Source organism: Chloroflexota bacterium (genome assembly GCA_023475225.1).
Lineage (GTDB): Bacteria > Chloroflexota > UBA6077 > FW602-bin22 > JAMCVK01 > JAMCVK01.
In genome coordinates this window covers 34,155-56,764 of sequence record JAMCVK010000024.1, presented here as the reverse complement: position 1 = coordinate 56,764, position 22,610 = coordinate 34,155, and the positions used below count along the sequence as shown (strand labels likewise).

The following is a 22,610-nucleotide window of genomic DNA, read 5'->3' as shown; positions in this document are numbered from 1 at the left end:
CATTGCCCCAAGGTATGCCCCTTGCTATAATGTCTGTAGTTGATTCTTACTTAACGGGCGCATAATCCCCGCCCTTGTAGGGTAAGGAAGGTTAGCGATAGAGATGCCGGGATTAGATAGGAGCTATGAGCGATATGAAGGCGCGGGGCAAGACCGTTTTTGTCTGTCAACAGTGCGGCAACGAAAGCCCCAAATGGCTTGGCCGTTGCCCCAGTTGTGGGGAATGGAATAGTCTAGTAGAGACAGCCCTCACCTCAGGTGGGCCGTCTTCCACCCTGGTGACATCCCAAGCCCCACCACAACCCATAACCCAGATCGCGGCCAACGGTTTTCAGCGAATTCGCATTCCCATTGAGGAATTCAGCCGCGTCTTGGGTGGAGGCATCGTGCCCGGTTCTCTCATCCTTATCGGTGGCGATCCCGGAATAGGTAAATCAACGCTCTTGCTACAGACTTCCTCCCTCCTGGCTGAAAACATCGGCACGGTGCTTTACGTCTCGGGCGAGGAGTCCGCACAACAGATTAAGATGCGCGCCGATCGCTTAAACAGTGTATCTGAGCGCCTCTACGTCTTGGCCGAGACCAATCTGAATGTGATCATCAATAGGATTGAGGAGCTCAACCCGGTGATAGTCGTCATCGACTCCATCCAAACCGTATATCTGGAAGAGTTAGCATCAGCGGCGGGCAGCATTGGGCAGTTGCGTGAGTGTACGATGTGTTTGATGCGCCTGGCTAAATCCAGCAATATCTCAATCTTCCTGGTCGGGCACGTCACGAAGGAAGGGGCGATCGCCGGTCCACGTGTCCTGGAACATATCGTGGATACGGTGCTCTATTTGGAAGGGGAACGGTTTCACTCTTATAGACTATTGCGGGCGGTGAAGAACCGCTTTGGTTCTACTAATGAGGTTGGTGTCTTTGAAATGCAAGCTGAGGGCATGGTGCCGGTGCCTAACCCCTCAGAGGTTTTCTTGGCCGAGCGTCCGGCAACAGCCCTGGGTTCCGCGGTTGTGGTCACCTTGGAGGGGACACGAGCCCTGTTGGTGGAGGTACAGAGTCTGACTAGTACAACCAGCTTTGGACTCCCTCGCCGCACAGTAAATGGGATCGATTTTAATCGTCTGTTATTGCTTACCGCAGTGCTGACCAAGCGTGTGGGACTGGGCCTCTCCAATCAGGATATTTATGTAAATGTCGTTGGCGGATTGAGCATCAGTGAGCCTGCGGCCGATTTGGGTGTGGCCTTGGCCATTGCCTCTAGCTTCCGTGAGAGGCCGATCCCCCCAGATTTAGTGGCCATCGGAGAGATAGGACTGTCAGGTGAATTGCGCCGTGTTGGGCAGCTGGAGAAACGCCTGGCCGAGGCAGCCAAGCTGGGGTTCAGCCGGTGCCTGTTGCCCAAGTCTATGGATAATGTCCGGCTAGCCCAGAGTCTGGGCATCGAGACTCTCAGAGCAGAAACAGTGAGTCAAGCCCTTGATATCGCCTGGGCAAAAGCCTTTTGACAAGGCTCCATCTCCGTGTTAGTATTGATAACGTAACAATACCTATAAGGATGTCATTGGACTCTAATTGAATAGGGGAACTGTTACCGAACCGACATTGGCAAGTGCTTGACTGAGCAGGCATCAAAGGTATTATCTATTAATTATTTATCGCTTAATTCCATAGAAGAAAGGATAGTCATCTTGCAAGTGTACTTCGGTACACTATATTTATTCCTAAATCAAGCCATCTAGAGAGATGTTGCCGTCGCAGTGGGTGCTGGGAGGGGAGTACAATGAAGATTGATCTTATCGTTCGTATTCTTGGCGCGGTCACTCTGGGATATTTAGGCTGGAGTTTTGGGGGCTCAATTACTCCTGAGATTATTCAGGGACAACAGATCATCCTCGGACTCATCTTTGGGATATTGGGGCTGGGAATCGGATTAGCCCTGACCCCTTACGCAACCATACGCCCCACTCTGTGGTTGTTGGAACGGGCCCACAGGGTATCGGCGCAGGAGCTACTGGCAGCTACAATCGGTTTGCTCATAGGGCTTATCATCTCAGCCCTTCTCGCTATTCCCCTATCCATGCTACCATCCTTCTTGGGCAAAGTTCTTCCCCTGGCAGCTACGGTTGTTTTCTCCTATTTGGGCATCTCTGTCATGGTGATGCGGAAGAGGGAAATATTCGCCCTACTGACCTCCCCTTGGCAGCTGCTGATGGAGGGGCGCCAAAGCAGTTCCTCGGAGCAGGTGCTCATCGATACAAGTGCGATTATCGATGGACGCATCGCCGATATTAGCCAGACCGGATTCATTGGGGGAACACTAATGGTGCCCAGGTTTGTACTTAATGAGCTGCAACATATCGCCGATTCTCCAGACGCCTTACGTCGTAACCGGGGTCGACGTGGGCTGGATATGTTGAACAGATTGCAGAAGGAGTCACTTGTTCCAATCAAAATCATCGATAGCGAAGTGGATGGCTCCGGCGATGTGGACAATCGTCTGGTCAAGCTGGCTAAACAGTTCCGTTGCCCCATCATCACTAATGACTACAATCTTAATCGGGTGGCTGGGTTACAGGGTGTGCGCGTACTCAACATCAACGAACTGGCCAACGCCGTTAAATCGGTTGTGTTACCAGGCGAGGAGATGACGATTCAGCTCATCCAGGAGGGGAAGGAGATAGGTCAGGGCGTTGGCTATCTTGATGATGGCACGATGGTTGTGGTGGAAGATGGACGCAAGCACCTTAACACTGAGGTAGAAGTCGTCGTGACGAGAGTGCTGCAAACCGTCGCCGGACGGATGATTTTCGCTCATCTGAAAGGCGAATAGGGTATTCCAGCTGCTTGGGGTTCTTGAGGAGGATGGCCATCGACGGTTCTGACCATCAGATTAAGGAAATCGACCGCACCGCTGCGGTTATCGTCGCCGCTGGGAGGAGCGCGCGTATGGGAAACGACAAGCTCTTCGCCAAACTCGGTGGGATGCCGCTCTTGTCACGCACAGTGGAGGTTTTTCAGCGTTGCCCTGAAGTGGACGATATCGTGATCGTTCTCAACGAATCAAATTTTGACCTTGGGCGCAGACTTGTGGAGGGTTCCGGTTGGTGGAAGGTGCGGCAGCTATGCCTGGGGGGCGAGCGTCGCCAAGATTCCGTCTGGCACGGTCTGTGTTCACTGCAGAACTGTAAGTGGATCATCGTCCACGATGGAGCTCGGCCATTCGTTTCTGAACACTTGATCCGGTGTGGTCTGGCTGAGGCCAAACAGTTTGGGGCGGCCATCGCTGGTGTTCCAGTCAAGGATACGATTAAGATCGTTGATGCGCGGGGCATCGTCCTATCCACTCCTGAGCGATCCGGCATATGGGTCATTCAGACCCCCCAGGTCTTTCGCTATGATCTGATCACGGCCGCTTATCAGGAGGGCACAGCTGAGGTTACCGATGAGGCCACGCTGCTCGAATGTCAGGGGCACCCGGTGAAGGTCTACATGGGATCATACGATAACATAAAGATCACCACTCCGGAGGATTGGACTCTAGCTGAGATGATTCTGAAGCGTCAAGCTGAGGCGATTCGCTAGAAAGGGTGTAATAGAGACGGTCTTAGCTATGCGAGTTGGTATTGGCTACGATGTACATCGCTTGGCCCAAGGTCGAAGGCTTATTTTAGGTGGCGTGATTGTCCCTTATGAGCTTGGGCTAGAGGGGCACTCTGATGCGGATGTGCTGATTCACGCCGTTATCGACGCCATCCTTGGTGCAGCATCCCTTGGTGATATTGGCCAGCATTTCCCAGCGGATGATCCATGCTACGAAGGCATCTCTAGCTTGATTTTGTTGAGAGATGTGGCCGCTTTGCTTGAGAGGCACAGGTGGCAAGTAGCCAATATGGATGCTACAGTGATCGCGGAGAAACCAAAGCTGGCCCCTTTCATCACAGCGATGCGAGAGAAGATGGCTGGACAACTGAGCATAGATATAGAACGGGTGAGCATCAAAGCCACAACCAGCGAAGGGCTCGGTTTTCTTGGGCGAGGAGAAGGCATAGCAGCCTACGCTGTTGTAGCTTTAGAGAAGGTCAAATAGTTCCCTTGAGGAGATGGACTGATAGGTGTTAACCTTTCTCCTTAAAGAACGTGGCGGACGCCTGGACAGACAGGCCTTTCGTACCCTGCGGTGCGTATGTCTGAAGGGGTATTGCGGCTAGCAATACCCCTGTTTGAAGGCCCGCTATATCGCCAATGCAGTGATCTTTTATGGAGGAGGTTCAACATGTCCATCCGCGAAGATATACAAGCCGCTTTCGAGCGCGATCCGGCAGCCGCTAACATCTGGGAAGTATTGCTGGCTTATCCCGGGTTGCACGCTGTTTGGATACATCGCATAGCCCATTGGTTGCACGTCCACCGTGTCCCCGTCATCCCTAGACTCATCTCACACCTTAACCGATTGCTGACCGGGATTGAGATTCACCCGGGGGCAAGGATTGGCCGGCGCTTGTTCATCGATCACGGCATGGGGATCGTGATCGGCGAAACAGCAGAAATAGGGGATGATGTGACAATGTATCAAGGCGTTACCCTCGGTGGCGCCAGCTTGCAGAAGGGTAAACGCCACCCCACTATCGGGAATAACGTCATTATTGGTGCCGGGGCCAAGCTGATAGGATCTATCGTAGTTGGTAACAACGTCACTATCGGGGCCGGTTCAGTGGTACTACGTGATGTGCCAGACAACTGCACAGCCGTGGGGGTGCCAGCTAAGATAGTGACGTTTCGTGATCCCCGCACCGGCTCAACTACGAAGGTGCAGTTGCCGGATCCGGAGGCAGAGATGCTTGCATGCCTGCAGCACAAGATCCTGGAATTGGAGGATCGCTTATCAGCCCTGGAGCACAAATGGTCAGAGAGCAGACTAGAGCAATTGCCAGAGGACAACCGTCGTGACGTTTTATCCCAAGATCCTCTTTCAGGGAGAGGGGAATGAAAATCTACAACACGATGACACGTCAGAAAGAGGAGTTTCGGCCACTCGGCAAGCCGGTTAAGATGTATGTTTGCGGGGTCACACCCTATGATGCCGTACACGTGGGTCATGCTATGTCTTACATCGCCTTCGACGTGATCCGCCGTTATCTCGAATATCGCGGTTATAGGGTTAAATACGTGCAAAACTTTACTGATGTGGATGATAAGATCATCGCCCGGGCCAGGCAATTGGGCGTCTCGCCAGATGAACTGGCCGAGAAATATATCAACGATTATTTCACCGACATGGACGCTCTGAATATCAAACGTGCTGATGTCTACCCAAAGGTGACGCAGGAGATCGACGCTATCATTCATCTGATCGAGGGATTGTTGACGAAGGGACACGCCTACGTTGCCAATGGCGATGTCTATTTTGCCGTGAACTCTGATCCAGACTATGGTAAGCTATCCGGTCGTCCTTTAGATGAATTGGTGTCCGGCGCTCGGGTGGAGGTGGATGCGCGAAAGGCCAGCCCGGCAGATTTTGTCCTCTGGAAAGCAGCGAAACAAGGAGAACCGGCCTGGAAGAGCCCTTGGGGGATGGGCCGACCGGGGTGGCACATCGAGTGCTCGGCCATGTCCTTAAAATATCTCGGTGAACAGATCGATATCCACGGTGGAGGACAGGATCTAATCTTTCCGCATCACGAGAACGAACTGGCTCAAACAGAGTCGTATACCGGGGTGGTTCCCTTCGTAGGTTACTGGGTTCACAATGCCCTCCTGCGCTTGGGCGAAGAGAAAATGTCTAAATCGCTGGGCAATCTGGTAACCGTAAAAGAGTCTCTACAGCGTTTCAGTCCTGATGCATTACGTCTTTTCGTTCTTTCCTCGCATTACCGAAGCCCTATCGTTTATAGCGATGAGGCGGTGATCGCCGCTGAGCGGGGGATTGAACGGTTGCGTGCCGTGGTCAGAGATATGGCGGCTTCGCCAAGCGACCTTAGCCCTTCGCCTGTAACAGTAATAGCCCAAGAGACCCGACAGCGTTTTGTAGCCGCCATGGACGATGATTTTAATACAGCCGCGGCTATCGGACATCTCTTCGATCTGGCAAGGGAGATCAACCGGGCTGCGGAACAGGGAGCTCCGAAGGAATCCTTAGCGGAAGCTCAATCAACTTTACGAGAACTCGCCTCTGTCTTAGGGCTGACCCTGACAGAACCGACCAGCGCTAGGGATTTGGCTGCTAAGCCATTGATCGAGCTATTGATTGCGGTGCGAGCCGATTTGAGATCGGCCAAGCAGTGGGCTTCAGCAGATAAAATACGGAGTCAATTGGCGGAACTGGGCATCCAGCTTGAAGATCGGCCCGATGGGACGACCTGGCACAGGCTGAGATAGGTCTCGTTCGTATGGACATTATCTGGGGTAGGAACTCCGTCTACGAGGTCTTACGGGGTAGACGGACGGTAAAAATGGTCTATCTGTTGGCCAAGGCGAAGCCGACGGCCGCTGTGGCCCGAATCGTAGACCTTGCTCAGCAGCGTGGTATCCCCCTCCAGGTAGTGGATGGACAGGCCCTACATAGAATCACTGGACTTCACGATCACCAAGGTGTGGCTGTAGAGGTATCAGCATATAGCTATGCTGATGTTGACACCATCCTCGCCGAGGCTCAAAAACGTGCTGAGATGCCGCTGCTCTTAATCCTCGATAGCCTCCAGGACCCTCAGAATTTTGGTTCATTGCTGCGTACAGCTGAGGCCGTGGGGGCACACGGGGTAATCATTCCCAAACATCGTGCCGTTGAGGTTACGGCGGCTGTGGTGAGGTCATCTGCCGGAGCAGTGGAGCACGTACCAGTAGCGCGAGTTACTAATCTTACTCGCTGTCTACGATTCTTAAAGGCCCAGGGGATTTGGGTAATTGGCCTTGACTTAGCTGGTGAACGCAGTTACGACGAGGTCGATTTAACCTTACCATTGGCCCTGGTGGTTGGTGGAGAAGGGACAGGCATCAGCCGCCTGGTAAGGGAAAACTGTGACCTGTTGGTGAAAATACCGATGCGGGGGTTAGTAGGCTCGCTCAATGCGGCTGTGGCGGGGTCTCTAGTACTCTACCATGTCTGGCAACAGAGGAAGAGAGGAGAGGAGTCCTCAGGATGAGGCTACCGAATAAGATTTTCAACTGGCAACTTCGATCGGCCATTCCTGATGAGCAATGGAGGCGCAATCAGTATGCCATCGCCCTGGCCGTATTCATCAATTTCACCGGCTTTGATTTTGTGATACCTTTCCTGCCCTTGTATGTCCAAATGTTGGGGGTAACCGATGTCAGGGAGGTAGCCTTGTGGTCAGGGATACTTTTCGGTGTTAATCCCCTTCTGGCTTCACTTCTGGCCCCCTTTTGGGGTAGGATTGGTGATCTTTATGGGCGCAAGATGATGGTGCAGCGCTCACTTTTCAGTTTTGTCGTGTTCTTGTTCCTGATGGGCCTCGTCAACAATGTCTGGCAGCTGCTAATTTTACGCATGGCCATCGGCATCCTGGGTGGTGTTGGAGCAATGTCTATGGCTCTGGTGACGACCTCCTGCCCCCGGGACAAGGTCAGCGAATCGGTCGGGATGGTACAGGCCGCCCAGGTGTCATCCTTGGCCATAGGTCCACTGGTTGGTGGCATGCTTGCTGACCTTCTCGGCTTACGACATACCTTCTTCATCGGTGCCAGCATGTGTCTGCTAGCCGCTATCATCGTCACTGCCCTGTATCAGGAGAGAGGCCCTTGTTTAGCCGTGGCCGACGAACACAACCCTCAATTATCCTGGCGCGATATGCTGCGATTGCCTGGATTCACCACCTTGGTTTTGCTACTGTTTTTGGCCTCCTTCGTCGACAAGAGCTTCTCACCCATCCTGCCACTGTACGTGGCTATGCTGGGTACGCCTGATTATGCGGTTGCCTCGATAGCCGGATTAATCATCTCCTTAGGGGCAGTAGCGACCGCCCTATCGGCCGCCTTTATGGGTCGGTTGGCCACCCGTACCTTCCCGGGATATCTTCTCCCACTCGCCATTGGCGGGGGAGCTCTCCTCGTCCTGCCTATTGCCTTTGTTCAGACGCCATGGCAGCTGTTGGCTGCCAGAGTATCGCTTGGCTTAGCCGCCGGAGGCGTCTTAACCCTCATCTATTCGCTGGGAGGCTCGATCATTCCGCTCCATTGCCGGGGGATCGGCTTTGGCTTATTGGGCAGCGCCGTGATGTTAGGTAATGCCCTGAGTCCAATGGTAAGCGGTTCGTTGGCCAGCTTCAACCTACGAAGCGTCTTCGTCGTCGATTCTGTACTCTATTTGCTATGTCTTGGCTGGCTATTGACCGTCGGCTCACAGGTGAGAAGGGGATTGGCTAAGAGTCGTTAAATTTGACATTTGCAAATATTATGCCGTATAATAACGGTGGTGCCCTTGACCTGGGCGCTTTTTTACGTATAATTATCGTCTTAGGCCGACGTAGCTCAATTGGCAGAGCAGCGGTTTTGTAAACCGCCGGTTGCGGGTTCGAGTCCCATCGTCGGCTCCACCCAATAGGGGAGGGCTATCGCCAAAAGGCACAGAGTTGTTACCTGAAATGGCTAGTCAGTTTGAGCCTGGCTTCCCCTATCAGGTCAAGCTGGCATTGGGTGGGAAACAATAAACCCTGAGGGAGAATATTTTTTTCTATATAGTTAGCCGGTAGCCGACAGGGGACGCCCACGTAGCTCAGTAGGTAGAGCACATTCTTGGTAAGAATGAGGTCACCGGTTCAATCCCGGTCGTGGGCTCCAGGGAGAATAGTGCAGTGTTTTATTCAAGTGAACTTTAAGGAGGAAGAGGGATAAATGGCCAAGAAGAGATTTGAGCGAACCAAGCCCCACCTGAATGTGGGCACCATCGGACACGTGGACCACGGCAAGACCACCCTCACCTCAGCCATCACTAAAGTGCTGGCCATGAAGGGAGAGGCCGAGTTTCGTTCCTTCGACAGCATCGATAACGCCCCGGAGGAGAAGGCCAGGGGGATCACCATCGCCATCGCCCACGTGGAGTACGAGACGAATAAGCGCCACTACGCCCACGTCGACTGCCCAGGACACGCCGACTACATCAAGAATATGATCACCGGGGCCGCCCAGATGGACGGGGCCATCTTGGTCGTCTCCGCCCCCGATGGACCTATGCCCCAAACACGAGAGCATATCCTCCTCGCTAGACAGGTCGAGGTCCCCAGTATGGTCGTCTTCCTCAATAAGGTGGACGCTATGGACGACCCAGAACTCCTGGAACTGGTGGAGATGGAACTGCGTGAACTGCTCTCTAAGTACGGCTTCCCCGGAGAGGAGCTACCTATCATCCGCGGCAGCGCCCTCAAAGCCCTCGAATCACCCGCCACCAACCCAGACGCCCCAGAGTACCAGTGCATCTGGCAACTCCTCGAGGCCGTCGATAACTACATCCCCACCCCAGAAAGGGCCATCGATAAGCCCTTCTTGATGCCCATCGAGGACGTCTTCGGCATCAAGGGGAGAGGAACGGTGGTCACCGGCCGGGCGGAGCGCGGACGCATAAAGGTGGGCGACGAGGTGGAAATAGTCGGCTTCGCCCCAGAGTCACGTAAGGTGGTGGTGACCGGGGTGGAGATGTTCCATAAGACCCTCGATGAGGGACAGGCCGGGGACAACATCGGCTGCCTCCTGCGAGGCGTGGAGCGCGATGAGGTGGAGCGAGGACAGGTGCTGGCCAAGCCAGGCTCCATCCACCCCCATACCCACTTCGCCGCCGAGGTCTACGTCCTCACCAAGGAGGAGGGGGGACGACATACCCCCTTCTTCAGCGGCTACCGCCCCCAGTTCTACCTGCGGACAACGGATGTGACCGGGGAAGCCCGCCTACCCGAGGGGGTGGAGATGGTCATGCCAGGGGATAACATCCGCATGGAAATCGAATTGATCCAGCCAGTAGCCCTCGAGGAAGGACTGCGCTTCGCTATCCGAGAGGGAGGACATACCGTCGGCGCCGGCGTCATCACTAAGACCTTGGAGTAGTTTATGGCAAGGCAACGTATTAGAATCAAGCTTAAGGCTTATGACCACAGGTTGCTTGATCAATCAGCAAAACAAATCGTCGAAACAGCCGAAAGGATGGGGGCTCATGTCGCCGGGCCTGTCCCCCTTCCAACGAGGATCGAGAAGATATGCGTTATCCGCTCTCCGCATATTGATAAGGATTCCCGAGAACAGTTCGAGATAAGAACCCATAAACGCCTGATTGATATTTGGGAACCAACCTCAAAGACGGTGAACGCTCTTATGAGCCTTAACCTGCCAGCAGGGGTTGATATCGAAATCAAGCTATAGGAGGCTGGAACCAAGGGATGGCATCATAGGAATGCATTTCCTTGGCTATAACTATGGTCGAAGGCATTTTAGGACGCAAGGTTGGAATGACCCGTATCTCCGATCCAACGGGGATCGTTATGCCGGTAACTGTGATCGAAGCCGGGCCGTGCTATGTAACACAGATCAAAACCGTTGCGAAGGATGGCTATGAAGCCGTTCAGCTCGGCTTTGCAGCAGCCAAGAGGCTAAATAAACCCGAGAGAGGACATCTGAAGAAGTTGCTTGTGTTGCGCCACCTACGGGAGATAAAGGCCAAAGACATAGAGCCTTTACAGATCGGGCAGAAGATCGACGTCGGTATCTTCAAAGCAGGTGAGTTAGTAGATATTACCGGGATCTCCAAAGGCAAGGGCTTTGCCGGTGTTGTCAAACGACATCATTTCGCCGGTGGCCCTAAAACACATGGGCAATCGGACCGTCATCGAGCCCCTGGTTCCATAGGAGCGACTACTACACCGGGTCGTGTTCTCAAGGGAACCAGAATGGCTGGGCGAATGGGCCACAGACGGGTGACTGTTCAGAACCTACAAGTAGTACAAGCCGACCCTGAAAGAAATCTGCTATTAGTCAAGGGAGCTGTACCAGGAGCGAGGAATAGCCTCCTCTTAGTCAAGAGGGCAAGAAAAATGAGGGTGGCGGCTGGACCGCAAAAATAGTCAAAACGGTGATCTAACTGCAAAGACAGGAGTATAACAAGGTGGAAGTCCCCATATACAATAAAGACGCTCAGGTTGTTGGTACAATCGACCTTGACGATGATATCTTCAACAGGTCCATCAACGAACCATCTCTACATCAGGCTGTTGTTCGACAGCTCAGCAATGCCCGTGTGGGCACGGCGTCGACAAAGACGAGAGGCGAGGTCTCTGGCAGTGGGGCCAAGGCTTGGCGACAAAAAGGTACCGGACGGGCCAGACAAGGTTCTCGCAAGGCACCTCATTGGAAAGGAGGTGGCGTTGCCTTTGGGCCACACCCTCGCAGCTATAAACAGGATATGCCCCAAAAGGCCCGGCGTTTAGCGATTAAGTCCGCTCTCTCGGCTAAGGTAGCTAACCAACGGCTAATTATTTTGGAACAGCTGGAGATGGAGCAGCCCAGGACCAAGGAGATGCTGGAGATATTAAGAAAGATGTCGATTACCTCATCAGCCCTGCTCGTCCTGCCTAAACCTGACTCAAGTGTAGAGCTGGCCACACGCAACATCCCAAATGTGAAAACTATTACTGCCCAAAGCCTAAGCGTAGTTGACATATTGCGCTATAATTACCTTCTAATGCCGGTAGAATCTGTGCGCCAAGTGGAGGCGACTCTTGGTTAAGCAAGCCATCACCAAAACAGAAGGGGGCCATCCCGAATGAATGTTTACGAAATTATAAGACGTCCCATAATCAGCGAGAAGAGTATGCTCCTGAGTGGACAGAATAAATATACCTTTGAAGTGGCCAGGGAGGCCAACAAGATAGGGATTAAGAAAGCGGTAGAGCAAATCTTCAAGGTTAATGTTGTCGCCGTAAACATAATCAAGGTACCGGGCAAACCACAGCGAGTGGGAAGACACCACGTGGTGACATCACCATGGAAAAAGGCTATCGTCACGCTAAAAGAAGGACAAAGGATTGAGATATTTGAAGGTCGTTAAATGGAGAAGGGGGGAGGCCTTAGCGCATGCCAATAAAAGAGTATAAGCCGACATCCCCCGGGCGAAGAGGGATGGTCCCTTCGACATTCGAAGAGATCACCAAGACAGAACCAGAGCGTTCTCTGCTAGCGCCTTTACGTAGGAAGGCAGGACGTAATGCGCATGGACGCATTACCATTCGCCATCGTGGTGGTGGTCACAAGCGACTATATCGGATAATTGACTTCAAACGTGATAAGCTCGATATACCGGCTAAAGTGGCTGCTATCGAATATGATCCAAACCGGTCGGCCCGTATTGCCTTGTTACACTACGCCGATGGGGAGAAGAGGTATATCTTGTGCCCTTTGGGGCTCAAAGTGGGTGACAAGATCCAATCAGGATCAAACGCCGAGGTACAAGTCGGCAACAGCTTGCCTTTGAGTCATATGCCCGTTGGCACGCTGATTCACAATATCGAGATTCAGCCCGGCCGAGGTGGGCAAATAGTGCGCAGCGCCGGAACAGCTGCCCAATTGGTGGCCAAAGAGGAAAATCGAGCTCTTATCCGCTTACCATCCGGTGAGCTGCGCTACGTGCATGCCCGTTGTATGGCTACTGTCGGGCAGGTTGGTAACGTGGAACATAAGAACATCAAGCTGGGCAAGGCTGGTCGGAACCGCTGGCTTGGGCATCGGCCAACTGTACGTGGTTCGGCTATGACTCCTCGTGATCATCCTCACGGGGGCGGAGAGGGCAAGGCTCCTATTGGGATGCCCTCCCCCAAAACACCTTGGGGTAAACCAGCTAGGGGAGTTAAGACCCGGCGCCGTCAGGTCTCAAATAAGATGATTGTGATGCGAAGGAAGCAAAGTCAGAAATAGCTGGTTAAGGAGGATGACCATTGTCCAGATCACTAAAAAAGGGACCGTACGTTGATCCCAAGCTGTTGAAAAAGATAGAACTCCTCAATAAGAGCAGTGAGAGACGGGTAATTAAAACATGGTCTCGCGACTCGACCATTTTCCCGCAAATGGTCGGCCATACGATCGCCGTACACGATGGGAGGCGCCACGTTCCCATCTATATCACCGAGAATATGGTCGGCCATAAGCTTGGTGAATTCGCCCCCACACGTCATTTCAGGGGACATAGTTCCAGGTCAGAAAGAGCCACAACGGTTAAGAAATAGGAACATCGGAGAGAAACGTGCAAGTAAGAGCTGTAGCCAAGTATGTACGTATGTCACCACGCAAAGTCCGTCTCGTGGTGGATGCCGTGCGTGGCAAATCAGTCAATGAGGCCTTAACCATCCTGCAATTCATTCCTAATGCAGCTGCTAAAGCTGTCGCTAAGGTGGTGAAGTCCGCCGCTGCTAACGCAGATAACAATTACAATCTGTCAATCGCTGATCTGTTCATTAGTCATATTACAGCTGACCCAGGGCCAACGCTGCCCAAGCGATTTCGGGCTGTATCCCGTGGACGAGCCCATCCTATTCGCCGACGCTCTAGCCATATCACCGTCATCGTTGAGGAAAAGGAGGAGTAATTGGGTCAAAAAGTCCATCCTACCGGATTTAGGCTCGGTATCACCAGGAGCTGGGACGCTAAGTGGTATGCCGAAAAAGGGTACAGAGAGCTGCTTCACGAGGACCTGAACATACGACGAATGATCAAACAGAGACTTGCCGATGCCGGTATATCACGGATCGAGATCGAACGATCCGGCAACCAGGTTACGGTCACCATTCATACGGCTAAGCCTGGTATCGTAATCGGCAGAAGCGGTACTAAGGTTGAAGACCTGCGACAGCATCTTGAAAGACTTACCAGCAAGAGGATTCGTGTTAACATCCAAGAGATTCGCCAGCCAGAACTGGACGCTTATCTCACGGCTAAGAGCATAGCTGAGCAGATCCAAAGAAGGGTTACCTACAAGCGGGCCATGAAGCAGGCTATAACCAGAGCGATGCAGCGTGGGGCTAAGGGCGTTAAGATTGTTGTTTCCGGACGTCTGGCTGGCGCTGAAATGTCCCGACGTGAACGAGAGGTAGAGGGAAAGGTTCCCCTACATACACTCCGTGCCAATATCGACTACGGGTTTGCCGAAGCCTTGACTACATTCGGACTTATCGGAGTAAAGGTCTGGATATACAAAGGGGATATTCTTCCAGAGAAGAAGGGGGAGGAGCCCAAACCAGCGCCCATAGTTAGTTAGCCCTGATTACTCACCAACAGAGTATTCAAAAGCAGCTCTGTAATAACAGCCGCCCCCAGGTAATCTTCCAAGGAGAGATCTTAGATGTTACAACCAAAAAGGATAAAATACCGTAAGGCCCAACGAGGTCGAATGAAGGGAAGGGCAAGCCGTGGTACTACCGTTGCCTTCGGAGATTTTGGTTTACAGGCCCTGGAGGCGAGCTGGATAGATAGTCGCCAAATCGAAGCCGCTCGTCGTGCCATTACCCACCACATCAAACGAGATGGCAAGGTTTGGATCCGCATCTTCCCGGATAAACCAGTAACAGCCAAACCCGCCGAGACTCGCATGGGTAGCGGTAAGGGCGCCCTCGATCACTGGGTCGCTGTAGTAAAACCGGGCAGGATACTTTTTGAAGTCAGTGGTGTAAAAGAGGAAGCCGCCAGAGAGGCCATGCGCTTAGCCGCGCATAAGCTGCCTATCAAGACAATGTTTGTGACCAAGGAAACGCTTCAGGCCACCACCGACTAAGAGGATGTCAAACTCTCCCAGTATGGCTTCCAAAATTGTTCTCTGTCCGCCGCTCAAAAATGACATATCGACGTCCATTTGCTATAATTTGGAAGCCAAAAATCTAGGGGTAAACGATGAAAGCAAAAGAGATTCGAGAACTTAGCCAGGCTGAGCTACGAATGAAATTGGATGAGGCCCATAAAGAGCTCTTCAATTTGCGCTTTCAGATGGCCACTCGGCAGAAAGCGAATTATGCCCGCCTGCCTGAGTTACGGAAGATTATCGCCAGAATAAAAACTATAATGCACGAACGGGAACGGCCATAAGCGCCATAGGAGGATACCAAGAGGAGATCCAGAGGGAACGTTTCTGGGAAGGTCTCCACACAGGGACTGGCAGCGTTCCCTGTTTCCTTGCTCTTTGAGAGCACGCCCATTCGGCCAGAACCAGGCGCAAAGGAGAACATAGTGGAAAAAAAGCGCAAAACAAGAATCGGTCGGGTCGTTAGTGACAAGATGCAAAAGACTGTCGTCGTCGCGGTCGAGGTGTTGAAACGACACCCGCTCTATCGTAAATCTGTGCGCCATACAGTCAAATACAAGGCCCATGATGAGCATAACACAAGCAAGATTGGCGATCTTGTACGAATCATCGAAACTCGCCCCTTGAGCAAAGAAAAATGCTGGGCTGTCGCAGAAATTTTGAAGCATGGCGAGGACATAAGCCTGGCCGAGAAGGAGGCCAGCAATGATACAGCCATTGAGTAGATTAAAGGTGGCTGACAACACCGGGGCACGCGAGCTCATGTGTATCAGAGTCTTAGGTGGCTCCAATAAAAAGTATGCAGAGATTGGAGATGTTATCGTTGCCTCCGTAAAGCAGGCTGTGCCGGGCGGGTCGGTTAAGAAGGGGACTGTTGTCCAGGCTGTCGTAGTACGTACAGCTAAAGAATATGGCCGACCGGATGGATCTTATATCAAGTTTGACGAAAACGCGGCCGTGATCCTGAGCGATAAGAACAACCCGAAGGGAACGCGTATCTTCGGTCCAGTGGCGCGTGAGCTGCGTGATAAGAACTTTATGAAGATCGTATCCTTGGCCCCCGAAGTGCTTTAGGTAGGAAAGAGGGGAGATCAGAGACTGATGAAGGTTAAGAAGGACGATACCGTCTTAGTGTTAAGCGGTCGAGATAAAGGTAAAAGGGGTAAGGTCCATCGCGTCCTGCCAAAGGAAAATAAAGTACTAGTCTCTGGCATAAATATCATAAAAAAACACACTAAACCGAGAGGAACGGCTCGCCAGGCCGGTATCATCGAACGGGAAGCACCAATCCACATCTCCAATGTAGCCGTCGTCTGCGACAAGTGTAACCGTGCTACCAGAGTTGGTTATCGCTTCCTAAGTGATGGTAAAAAGGTTCGCTTCTGCAAGTCTTGCAGCGAGATCATCAGTTAAATTGAAAATAAGAGGGCGCTGACCCAAGTCAAATTTTTCCCGGAGGCCGGTCAGCGGAAGACCATCCCAAGGAGTCAACCATTGTCACCAAGACTAAAAGAACACCATAAGACGGTAGTCATACCCACGCTGATGCGTGAACTCAACTACAGAAATATAATGGAGGTTCCCCGTCTCCGAAAGATCATTATAAATATCGGGGTCGGCGAAGCTACACAGAACGCCAAGGCTATGGATGCTGCCGTGCATGATCTGAGCACTATTACCGGGCAGCGCCCAGTCATTACGAGAGCCAAAAAATCAATCGCCGCTTTCAAGGTGCGTGCCGGTATGCCGATTGGAGTAATGGTAACCCTACGTGGCGACCGTATGTATGAGTTCCTGGACAAGCTGATCAATGTGGCCTTGCCACGACAACGCGACTTCCGCGGCATATCAAGCAATTCCTTCGATGGACACGGCAATTATACTCTTGGATTGAAGGAGCAATTGGCATTCCCCGAGATCGAATACGATAAAATCGATAAGATGCGCGGTATGGAGATCAGCGTCGTCACCACGGCCAAAACCGACGAGGAGGGACGTCGACTATTACAATTGATGGGTATGCCATTCCAAAATTAGTCAAAAGAGGGTAGAAGTGGCCAAGAAGTCGATGATAGTCAAATCTAAGCGCCCCAGGCACTTCAAGGTACAACAGCACAATCGCTGCTATCTATGTGGTAGGCCACGTGCCTACATACGCAAATTTGGCCTCTGCCGTATTTGCTTTCGCCAAAAAGCCCTCGCTGGGGAAATACCGGGGGTCATCAAGTCTAGCTGGTAAGAAATGATCGAATCGGGGTTGCCGAGGAGGACGTTGAGTGTGAATATAACTGACCCAATAGCGGATATGCTCACGCGTATCCGCAACGCCATAATGGCCAAACACGAAGAAGTATTAATACCCGCCTCACATCTTAAAATTTCTATCGCCAAAATCCTTAAAGAAGAGGGGTTCATTAAGGACTACGAGGTGTTTAGGGATAACCCACAGGGCACGTTGCGTATTTGGCTTAGCTATACAGGCCGTAAGCAGCCACTGATCAGTGAGATTAAGCGTGTCAGCAAGCCTGGGCTGCGCGTGTACGCAAAAAGCAGTGAAATGCCCCGCATCAAGAGTGGACGAGGCATCGCCATCGTCTCTACCCCAAAGGGAGTAATGACAGCCCAGGAAGCGCGTCGACAGAATGTTGGTGGCGAGGTACTCTGCTACATTTGGTAAACGCCAGGAGGTTCCATTTGTGTCACGAATAGGACGAATGCCCATCGAAATATCAGATGGCGTTCAGGTTCATATTGACGGCAATGAGGTAACTGTAAAAGGGCCTAAGGGAGAGCTAACCAGGAGATTCAGTCCTGAAATCATTATCGAGATCCACGATAGGCAAATAACCGTGCGCAGATCATCTGATGATCAGATGCGCCGTGCATTACATGGGCTATCGCGTAGCCTTCTGGCTAACATGGTCACGGGAGTGGCGCAGGGCTTCCAAAAGGCCCTGGAAATCTATGGGATCGGCTACCGCGCCCAGAAACAAGGGGATAAGCTCATTTTGCAGCTGGGGTTCTCTCACCCGGTAGAGATCACCCCGCCGGATGGGATCGAGATTACGGATTTAGAGACCTTCACCCCAACATCTACTAATGATTGGCTCTCTAGCCGTTTCGTTATCAGAGGGATAGATAAAGAGAAGGTTGGCGATCTGGCAGCTAAGATTCGAGCTATCAGGAAGTCCGAGCCATATAAAGGTAAGGGCATTAGATACGCTGGTGAGCGAGTGCGCCGTAAGGCTGGTAAGTCCGCTAAAGCCACCAGCAAAAAGTAGTCATGCTGCTAAGAGAAGTGAGGATCAGCATCGATGAGTAAGGAGACAAACCCTAGAACTGCCCGAATAAGGAGACACCGAAGGGTGCGAAAAAAAGTGGCTGGTACAATGGCGCGACCACGCCTGGCCGTTTTCCGTAGCCTGAAGCACATCTATGCCCAATTGATCAACGATGATCACGGCCATACGTTTGCCGCTGCTTCGACCCTGGAATCGAAGATACGACAGCAGCAGGACGGTTTAAGTAAGACCGATCAGGCCAGATTAGTCGGAGAGTTACTGGCCAAGCGAGCACTAGAACATGGCGTTAAGCGTGTCGTTTTTGATAGGGGTGGCTTCCGCTACCATGGCCGTCTAAAGGCCCTGGCCGACGCGGCACGTGCCGCTGGGCTAGAGTTCTGATCTGTGGTAACGCTATCGGATCCAGCGAATGCTTACCATCCGATTTTTTGAGTGGGGGGATTAATGCCGAAGATAGACCCATCTAAATTGAACTTAGAAGATCGTGTCATCCGTATTAATCGCGTGGCTAAGGTCGTAAAAGGCGGACGACGCTTCAGATTTAGTACCGTTGTTGTTGTCGGGGATGGCTGCGGTCACGTTGGTGTTGGACTTGGCAAAGCAAGAGAAGTGCCTGAGGCGATCCGCAAGGGTGCTGAAGAGGCGCGAAAGTGCCTTATCGCGGTACCACTCGTTGGAACAACAATCCCCCACGAGGTCGTCTCCTCCTTTGGGGCTGCCATAGTATTACTCAAGCCAGCAGCCACCGGTACAGGTGTCATCGCTGGCGGAGCGGTGCGCGCCATCGTTGAATCCGCCGGCATAAAGGACATCTTAACTAAATCACTCGGCAGCCCAAACGCAGTTAACGTCGCCCAAGCAACCCTCCTGGGACTACGACAACTGCGTAATCCCAAGGAGGAAATAAGGCGACGAGGAAGGCCGAGTATCGATGAGCAAGGTACATTCACTGTCTCTTCCGGCGGTACCCTTACCAGTGAAACAGCGGCAACACAGCCATCGCCCCCAATTCCTCAAGACCCTGAGGCACAAACTCCAAGGACAACAGGCCCAACGAGGCACCCCAGTCCAAGGAAGAAAAAGCCATCCACAGCCACACAGAGAGGTTAAGGGTAATGACTAAGTTGTGCATCACCTGGACGAAAAGTGCTATTGGACATACCAGACGCCAGAAGGAAACGATTAAGTCCCTCGGGCTACGGCGACTTAATCAAACTATCAAACACCAAGATAGCCCCTCAGTCAGAGGGATGATCGAGACGGTTCGTCACTTGGTTAAGGTGGAGGAAGCAGAGGAGTAAGTTGATGAGACTTCACGATCTAAGGCCAGCAGCGGGGTCAAGGAAAAACCGGAAAAGAGTGGGGCGGGGACACGGTTCCGGCCGTGTAAAGACCGCTGGCCGCGGTACTAAAGGACAGAAAGCACGTTCTGGTGGGCAGATTCACCCTCACTTCGAGGGTGGACAAACACCACTGATGAAACGCTTGCCCCATAAACGTGGTTTCGTGAACAAATTCCGAACGGAATACTCCGTAGTCAACCTACGACAGCTAACTAAGTTTGACGCAGGAGAACGCATTGGACCAGAACAGATGGCTAGCAGGCGACTTATTGCTTCTTCCTCACGCTTGGTGAAGGTACTTGGTCACGGTGACCTCCAGCAGCCCCTTACCATCATGGCCCATAAATTTTCCCGCAGTGCTAAGGAGAAGATCGAAGCCGCTGGAGGAACAGCGATAGAGATCGCTGCTAAGGGAAGGGGAATAATCAAATCCAAGGCCAACGCTATAGGCACGGCTGAGGATACCAACACTCGTCGGGAGACGTAAAGCTATGTTACAGGCCATGCTGAATGCTTTTAAATTGCCGGACTTGCGGCGAAAGATCATTTTCACTATCGGTATGCTTATCCTCTTCCGCTTGATCGCCCATATTCCGGTGCCCGGGGTAGATTTCCAGAAATTACAGCAGCTATTCCAAACAAATCAGCTTATGGGTATGCTCGACCTATTCTCAGGTGGGGCGATGACCACGTTCTCTGTAGCTGCTATGGGTGTTTACCCCTACATTACCAGCTCGATCATCATGCAGCTGCTCCATCCCATTATTCCCCATCTACAGGAATTGGGCAAGGAAGGCGAAGCCGGGAGAAAAAGGATCAACCAATATACCCACTGGCTCACCGTTCCCCTCGCCGCCCTACAGGCTTATGCAACAGCGACACTCCTGCATAGCCAAGGCATTATCACCAATTTTGGCCTCTCAGGGGAGACGCTCCTACCCACTAGCGCAATGATTATGTCTATGACCGCGGGAACGATCCTGCTGGTGTGGTTAGGTGAGCTGATCAGTGAGAATGGTATCGGCAATGGTGTATCGATCATTATCTTCGCCGGCATCGTCGCCAGATTGCCCCAAATGCTAGGGCAATCACTAATCAGCAGCGATTACATGGCGCTCGCCTTCTTTGCCCTTTTGGGGGTCATCACCGTTGGTGCTATCGTCGTGGTACAGGAGGCCCAGCGGCGTATCCCTGTCCACTATCCAAAGCGTATTCGTGGCACAAGAATGTATGGCGGGCAAAGCACATATATCCCATTGCGTGTAAATTCCGCCGGGATGATCCCATTAATATTCGCCATGTCGATTATGATATTTCCTGGGACGGTAGCGAGCTATTTTATGGCCTCCGAGGGAACGATAGGCTCAACAGCAAAGTGGGTGTTTGACACTTTTAATACCAGCGGGGTATTTTACTGGGGGCTATATTTCGTACTGGTAGTTGGATTTACATTCTTCTATACTCTAGTCATCTTTGAACAGCAAAACCTTGCCGATAACCTGCAAAAATATGGCGCCTTTGTTCAGGGTATCCGCCCAGGAAGGCCTACGGCGGAGTACTTGAGGCAGATACTTAACCGCATAACATGGTTAGGGGCCATCTTTCTCGGCATCATCGCTGTTCTTCCCTTTTTCGCCCGTGGTATCGGCACACAGCTAGTTCTCAGCAGCACAGGGTTATTGATTGTAGTCGGCGTCGTTTTAGATACCATGAGACAGCTCGAATCCCAGTTATTAATGCGACATTACGAAGGGTTCATTAGGTAGAGGCAAAATGTACATCATCTTACTCGGCGCTCCAGGGGCTGGCAAAGGCACACAAGCAAAGATGTTAGCTACTCAGTTGCAGGCACCTCATATCTCCTCAGGAGACCTGTTCCGTGCAGCACTTAGACACGGCACAAAGCTTGGCCAGCTGGCTAAATCATATATGGAGCGTGGTTTATTAGTTCCAGACGAGATTACGATCGACCTTATTCGCGAGAGGCTCGCCAAGCCAGACTGTGGCCGGGGAGCGATATTGGACGGTTTTCCCCGCACCATTAACCAGGCCAAGGCTCTTGACGCAGCTCTGCACGAAATAGGAAAATCAATAACGAGGGTACTCTACATTGATGTCTCAGAGGATAAGCTGGTCGAGCGACTGTCAGGCCGATGGTTATGTCGGAACTGCGAAGCAGACTATAATGATAGAAAGCACCCAACACGACAGCCGAAGGTATGTCCACAATGTGGAGGAGAGCTATATCAGCGCCCTGATGACAAGGAAGAGACCGTCCGTACAAGATTGGGGGTATATTTTACGGAGACAGCACCCCTAATCAAATATTACGAGGAAGGCGGATTGCTTATCAGGATAAACGGCGAGCAGTCAGTTGAGAATGTCCAGCGAGATATTCTGGCAGCCCTCCAGCTGCAGTTTGTATAGTATATGGCTGCAATCATCAAATCAGGCGAAGAGTTAGCGCTTATGCGCCAGGCCGGGAGAATTGTGGCCATAACTTTAGCACTTTTGCAAGAGAAGATCAGGCCAGGGATCAGCACCGCTGAGCTCGATGCTATCGTGAACAAGTCATTTCGGAAACAAGGCGCTATCCCCTCATTTAAGGGATACAATGGTTTCCCTGCCTCGCTCTGCGTCTCCATCAACGAGGAGGTAGTTCATGGCCCACCATCGCGGCGCCGTGTCCTGCGCGAAGGGGATATAGTTGGTCTGGATCTGGGGGCCATTTATAATGGATTACACGCTGATGCAGCTATCACCGTTCCCGTTGGCCAGGTCAGCGAAGAAGCCAAGTTGCTTTTGGAAACCACGGAAAAAGCCCTCTATATGGGCATAGCACAGGCGATAGCCGGTAAACGCCTCAGTGACATTTCTTGGGCTATCCAGTCCTACGTGGAATCGCACGGTTTCTCCGTAGTACGCCAATATGTCGGTCACGGCATTGGGCGCAGCATGCACGAGGAACCTCAGATTCCCAATTTTGGGCCTCCCAATCACGGCCCAGTCTTACGGCCAGGCATGACGCTAGCTATCGAGCCGATGGTCAACGCCGGGAGATATGAAACAATGGTTCTTGACGATAAATGGACGGTGATAACCCAGGATCGGAGCTTGTCAGCTCATTTCGAACACACCATAGCTGTCACTGATGGCGAGCCACAAATTTTGACGCGCCCGTGA

Annotated in this window: 31 protein-coding genes, 2 tRNA genes and 2 pseudogenes; all 35 read left to right on the top strand. The window is 52.2% G+C overall.

Translation table 11 applies throughout. The features are described 5' to 3' along the window. Positions 1-125: 125 nt before the first annotated feature. The 35 genes and pseudogenes from radA (at position 126) to map (ending at position 22,610) form a co-directional block, all read left to right on the top strand. A complete protein-coding gene (gene radA, locus M1136_04930) occupies positions 126-1,508 on the top strand; it encodes a DNA repair protein RadA (protein MCL5074981.1) in 1,383 nt (460 codons plus the stop codon). A gap of 275 nt (positions 1,509-1,783) precedes the next feature. Then, a complete protein-coding gene (locus M1136_04925; GenBank protein MCL5074980.1) occupies positions 1,784-2,833 on the top strand; it encodes a PIN domain nuclease in 1,050 nt (349 codons plus the stop codon). A 32-nt stretch (positions 2,834-2,865) separates the two neighbouring features. Then, on the top strand, positions 2,866-3,585 hold the full coding sequence (gene ispD / locus M1136_04920; GenBank protein MCL5074979.1) for a 2-C-methyl-D-erythritol 4-phosphate cytidylyltransferase: 720 nt from the start codon (positions 2,866-2,868) through the stop codon (positions 3,583-3,585). A gap of 28 nt (positions 3,586-3,613) precedes the next feature. Further along, positions 3,614-4,090: a 2-C-methyl-D-erythritol 2,4-cyclodiphosphate synthase gene (gene ispF, locus M1136_04915; GenBank protein MCL5074978.1), complete on the top strand. Its 477-nt coding sequence runs from the start codon at positions 3,614-3,616 to the stop codon at positions 4,088-4,090. 186 nt (positions 4,091-4,276) lie between these two features. Continuing rightward, entirely contained in the window at positions 4,277-4,990 is a 714-nt protein-coding gene (gene cysE, locus M1136_04910; protein MCL5074977.1) for a serine O-acetyltransferase, read from the top strand. Further along, complete coding sequence (gene cysS / locus M1136_04905; protein MCL5074976.1) at positions 4,987-6,378, top strand: cysteine--tRNA ligase; 1,392 nt, start codon at positions 4,987-4,989, stop codon at positions 6,376-6,378. The genes cysE and cysS overlap by 4 nt, the downstream gene beginning before the upstream one ends. Positions 6,379-6,389: 11 nt before the next feature. Continuing rightward, positions 6,390-7,142 carry a 23S rRNA (guanosine(2251)-2'-O)-methyltransferase RlmB gene (rlmB, locus tag M1136_04900; GenBank protein ID MCL5074975.1) on the top strand — a complete coding sequence of 251 codons (753 nt, stop codon included), beginning with the start codon at positions 6,390-6,392 and terminating at the stop codon, positions 7,140-7,142. Next, positions 7,139-8,392 (top strand): MFS transporter, encoded by a 1,254-nt coding sequence (locus M1136_04895; protein ID MCL5074974.1) that lies wholly within the window; start codon positions 7,139-7,141, stop codon positions 8,390-8,392. The genes rlmB and M1136_04895 overlap by 4 nt, the downstream gene beginning before the upstream one ends. 84 nt (positions 8,393-8,476) lie before the next feature. Next, a tRNA-Thr gene (locus M1136_04890) sits at positions 8,477-8,552 on the top strand. A 168-nt stretch (positions 8,553-8,720) separates the two neighbouring features. Next, positions 8,721-8,796: transfer RNA gene (locus M1136_04885), tRNA-Thr, on the top strand. Positions 8,797-8,850: 54 nt separating this feature from the next. Continuing rightward, positions 8,851-10,053, top strand: coding sequence for an elongation factor Tu (gene tuf, locus M1136_04880; GenBank protein ID MCL5074973.1), 1,203 nt, complete (start codon positions 8,851-8,853; stop codon positions 10,051-10,053). Positions 10,054-10,056: 3 nt separating this feature from the next. Further along, entirely contained in the window at positions 10,057-10,365 is a 309-nt protein-coding gene (rpsJ, locus tag M1136_04875; protein ID MCL5074972.1) for a 30S ribosomal protein S10, read from the top strand. 53 nt (positions 10,366-10,418) lie between these two features. Beyond that, positions 10,419-11,063: a 50S ribosomal protein L3 gene (gene rplC / locus M1136_04870; GenBank protein MCL5074971.1), complete on the top strand. Its 645-nt coding sequence runs from the start codon at positions 10,419-10,421 to the stop codon at positions 11,061-11,063. Between the two features lie 41 nt (positions 11,064-11,104). Further along, positions 11,105-11,725: a 50S ribosomal protein L4 gene (gene rplD, locus M1136_04865; GenBank protein ID MCL5074970.1), complete on the top strand. Its 621-nt coding sequence runs from the start codon at positions 11,105-11,107 to the stop codon at positions 11,723-11,725. 36 nt (positions 11,726-11,761) lie between these two features. After that, entirely contained in the window at positions 11,762-12,046 is a 285-nt protein-coding gene (gene rplW / locus M1136_04860) for a 50S ribosomal protein L23 (GenBank protein ID MCL5074969.1), read from the top strand. Positions 12,047-12,072: 26 nt separating this feature from the next. Further along, entirely contained in the window at positions 12,073-12,909 is an 837-nt protein-coding gene (rplB, locus tag M1136_04855; protein MCL5074968.1) for a 50S ribosomal protein L2, read from the top strand. A gap of 20 nt (positions 12,910-12,929) precedes the next feature. Further along, complete coding sequence (gene rpsS / locus M1136_04850) at positions 12,930-13,217, top strand: 30S ribosomal protein S19 (protein MCL5074967.1); 288 nt, start codon at positions 12,930-12,932, stop codon at positions 13,215-13,217. Positions 13,218-13,234: 17 nt separating this feature from the next. Continuing rightward, a complete protein-coding gene (gene rplV, locus M1136_04845; GenBank protein MCL5074966.1) occupies positions 13,235-13,576 on the top strand; it encodes a 50S ribosomal protein L22 in 342 nt (113 codons plus the stop codon). Beyond that, positions 13,577-14,245, top strand: coding sequence for a 30S ribosomal protein S3 (rpsC, locus tag M1136_04840; protein ID MCL5074965.1), 669 nt, complete (start codon positions 13,577-13,579; stop codon positions 14,243-14,245). A gap of 84 nt (positions 14,246-14,329) precedes the next feature. Beyond that, positions 14,330-14,758 carry a 50S ribosomal protein L16 gene (gene rplP / locus M1136_04835; protein ID MCL5074964.1) on the top strand — a complete coding sequence of 143 codons (429 nt, stop codon included), beginning with the start codon at positions 14,330-14,332 and terminating at the stop codon, positions 14,756-14,758. A 116-nt stretch (positions 14,759-14,874) separates the two neighbouring features. Further along, a complete protein-coding gene (rpmC, locus tag M1136_04830) occupies positions 14,875-15,066 on the top strand; it encodes a 50S ribosomal protein L29 (protein ID MCL5074963.1) in 192 nt (63 codons plus the stop codon). Between the two features lie 138 nt (positions 15,067-15,204). Then, positions 15,205-15,507, top strand: a complete 303-nt coding sequence (gene rpsQ / locus M1136_04825) for a 30S ribosomal protein S17 (protein ID MCL5074962.1) — start codon at positions 15,205-15,207, stop codon at positions 15,505-15,507. Beyond that, the gene (rplN, locus tag M1136_04820) at positions 15,488-15,856 is read left to right on the top strand and encodes a 50S ribosomal protein L14 (GenBank protein MCL5074961.1); all 369 of its coding nucleotides are present in this window, start codon (positions 15,488-15,490) and stop codon (positions 15,854-15,856) included. The genes rpsQ and rplN overlap by 20 nt, the downstream gene beginning before the upstream one ends. A 27-nt stretch (positions 15,857-15,883) precedes the next feature. Beyond that, entirely contained in the window at positions 15,884-16,195 is a 312-nt protein-coding gene (gene rplX, locus M1136_04815; GenBank protein MCL5074960.1) for a 50S ribosomal protein L24, read from the top strand. Positions 16,196-16,327: 132 nt separating this feature from the next. Next, positions 16,328-16,819 (top strand): 50S ribosomal protein L5, encoded by a 492-nt coding sequence (rplE, locus tag M1136_04810; GenBank protein ID MCL5074959.1) that lies wholly within the window; start codon positions 16,328-16,330, stop codon positions 16,817-16,819. Between the two features lie 16 nt (positions 16,820-16,835). Continuing rightward, entirely contained in the window at positions 16,836-17,021 is a 186-nt protein-coding gene (locus tag M1136_04805; protein MCL5074958.1) for a type Z 30S ribosomal protein S14, read from the top strand. A gap of 39 nt (positions 17,022-17,060) precedes the next feature. Continuing rightward, positions 17,061-17,459 (top strand): 30S ribosomal protein S8, encoded by a 399-nt coding sequence (gene rpsH / locus M1136_04800; GenBank protein MCL5074957.1) that lies wholly within the window; start codon positions 17,061-17,063, stop codon positions 17,457-17,459. Between the two features lie 19 nt (positions 17,460-17,478). Beyond that, positions 17,479-18,063: a 50S ribosomal protein L6 gene (rplF, locus tag M1136_04795; protein MCL5074956.1), complete on the top strand. Its 585-nt coding sequence runs from the start codon at positions 17,479-17,481 to the stop codon at positions 18,061-18,063. Between the two features lie 33 nt (positions 18,064-18,096). After that, positions 18,097-18,465 carry a 50S ribosomal protein L18 gene (gene rplR / locus M1136_04790; protein ID MCL5074955.1) on the top strand — a complete coding sequence of 123 codons (369 nt, stop codon included), beginning with the start codon at positions 18,097-18,099 and terminating at the stop codon, positions 18,463-18,465. 63 nt (positions 18,466-18,528) lie between these two features. Beyond that, positions 18,529-19,005 (top strand): annotated as a pseudogene (rpsE, locus tag M1136_04785) (30S ribosomal protein S5). A gap of 194 nt (positions 19,006-19,199) precedes the next feature. Continuing rightward, the gene (gene rpmD / locus M1136_04780) at positions 19,200-19,385 is read left to right on the top strand and encodes a 50S ribosomal protein L30 (protein ID MCL5074954.1); all 186 of its coding nucleotides are present in this window, start codon (positions 19,200-19,202) and stop codon (positions 19,383-19,385) included. Positions 19,386-19,389: 4 nt separating this feature from the next. Beyond that, a pseudogene (gene rplO, locus M1136_04775) lies at positions 19,390-19,830 on the top strand (50S ribosomal protein L15). Between the two features lie 88 nt (positions 19,831-19,918). Then, positions 19,919-21,193, top strand: coding sequence for a preprotein translocase subunit SecY (gene secY / locus M1136_04770; protein MCL5074953.1), 1,275 nt, complete (start codon positions 19,919-19,921; stop codon positions 21,191-21,193). Positions 21,194-21,200: 7 nt separating this feature from the next. Further along, positions 21,201-21,854 carry an adenylate kinase gene (locus M1136_04765; protein MCL5074952.1) on the top strand — a complete coding sequence of 218 codons (654 nt, stop codon included), beginning with the start codon at positions 21,201-21,203 and terminating at the stop codon, positions 21,852-21,854. A gap of 3 nt (positions 21,855-21,857) precedes the next feature. After that, entirely contained in the window at positions 21,858-22,610 is a 753-nt protein-coding gene (gene map, locus M1136_04760) for a type I methionyl aminopeptidase (protein MCL5074951.1), read from the top strand.

Excerpts from the sequence above, each read along its gene's own strand:
- radA (MCL5074981.1), top strand. The coding sequence starts at position 126 with ATGAGCGATATGAAGGCGCGGGGCAAGACCGTTTTTGTCTGTCAACAG.
- M1136_04925 (MCL5074980.1), top strand. The coding sequence starts at position 1,784 with ATGAAGATTGATCTTATCGTTCGTATTCTTGGCGCGGTCACTCTGGGA.
- ispD (MCL5074979.1), top strand. The coding sequence starts at position 2,866 with ATGGCCATCGACGGTTCTGACCATCAGATTAAGGAAATCGACCGCACC.
- ispF (MCL5074978.1), top strand. The coding sequence starts at position 3,614 with ATGCGAGTTGGTATTGGCTACGATGTACATCGCTTGGCCCAAGGTCGA.
- cysE (MCL5074977.1), top strand. The coding sequence starts at position 4,277 with ATGTCCATCCGCGAAGATATACAAGCCGCTTTCGAGCGCGATCCGGCA.
- cysS (MCL5074976.1), top strand. The coding sequence starts at position 4,987 with ATGAAAATCTACAACACGATGACACGTCAGAAAGAGGAGTTTCGGCCA.
- rlmB (MCL5074975.1), top strand. The coding sequence starts at position 6,390 with ATGGACATTATCTGGGGTAGGAACTCCGTCTACGAGGTCTTACGGGGT.
- M1136_04895 (MCL5074974.1), top strand. The coding sequence starts at position 7,139 with ATGAGGCTACCGAATAAGATTTTCAACTGGCAACTTCGATCGGCCATT.
- tuf (MCL5074973.1), top strand. The coding sequence starts at position 8,851 with ATGGCCAAGAAGAGATTTGAGCGAACCAAGCCCCACCTGAATGTGGGC.
- rpsJ (MCL5074972.1), top strand. The coding sequence starts at position 10,057 with ATGGCAAGGCAACGTATTAGAATCAAGCTTAAGGCTTATGACCACAGG.
- rplC (MCL5074971.1), top strand. The coding sequence starts at position 10,419 with ATGGTCGAAGGCATTTTAGGACGCAAGGTTGGAATGACCCGTATCTCC.
- rplW (MCL5074969.1), top strand. The coding sequence starts at position 11,762 with ATGAATGTTTACGAAATTATAAGACGTCCCATAATCAGCGAGAAGAGT.
- rplB (MCL5074968.1), top strand. The coding sequence starts at position 12,073 with ATGCCAATAAAAGAGTATAAGCCGACATCCCCCGGGCGAAGAGGGATG.
- rplP (MCL5074964.1), top strand. The coding sequence starts at position 14,330 with ATGTTACAACCAAAAAGGATAAAATACCGTAAGGCCCAACGAGGTCGA.
- rpmC (MCL5074963.1), top strand. The coding sequence starts at position 14,875 with ATGAAAGCAAAAGAGATTCGAGAACTTAGCCAGGCTGAGCTACGAATG.
- rplN (MCL5074961.1), top strand. The coding sequence starts at position 15,488 with ATGATACAGCCATTGAGTAGATTAAAGGTGGCTGACAACACCGGGGCA.
- rplX (MCL5074960.1), top strand. The coding sequence starts at position 15,884 with ATGAAGGTTAAGAAGGACGATACCGTCTTAGTGTTAAGCGGTCGAGAT.
- rplE (MCL5074959.1), top strand. The coding sequence starts at position 16,328 with ATGCGTGAACTCAACTACAGAAATATAATGGAGGTTCCCCGTCTCCGA.
- rplR (MCL5074955.1), top strand. The coding sequence starts at position 18,097 with ATGAGTAAGGAGACAAACCCTAGAACTGCCCGAATAAGGAGACACCGA.
- rpmD (MCL5074954.1), top strand. The coding sequence starts at position 19,200 with ATGACTAAGTTGTGCATCACCTGGACGAAAAGTGCTATTGGACATACC.
- secY (MCL5074953.1), top strand. The coding sequence starts at position 19,919 with ATGTTACAGGCCATGCTGAATGCTTTTAAATTGCCGGACTTGCGGCGA.
- M1136_04765 (MCL5074952.1), top strand. The coding sequence starts at position 21,201 with ATGTACATCATCTTACTCGGCGCTCCAGGGGCTGGCAAAGGCACACAA.
- map (MCL5074951.1), top strand. The coding sequence starts at position 21,858 with ATGGCTGCAATCATCAAATCAGGCGAAGAGTTAGCGCTTATGCGCCAG.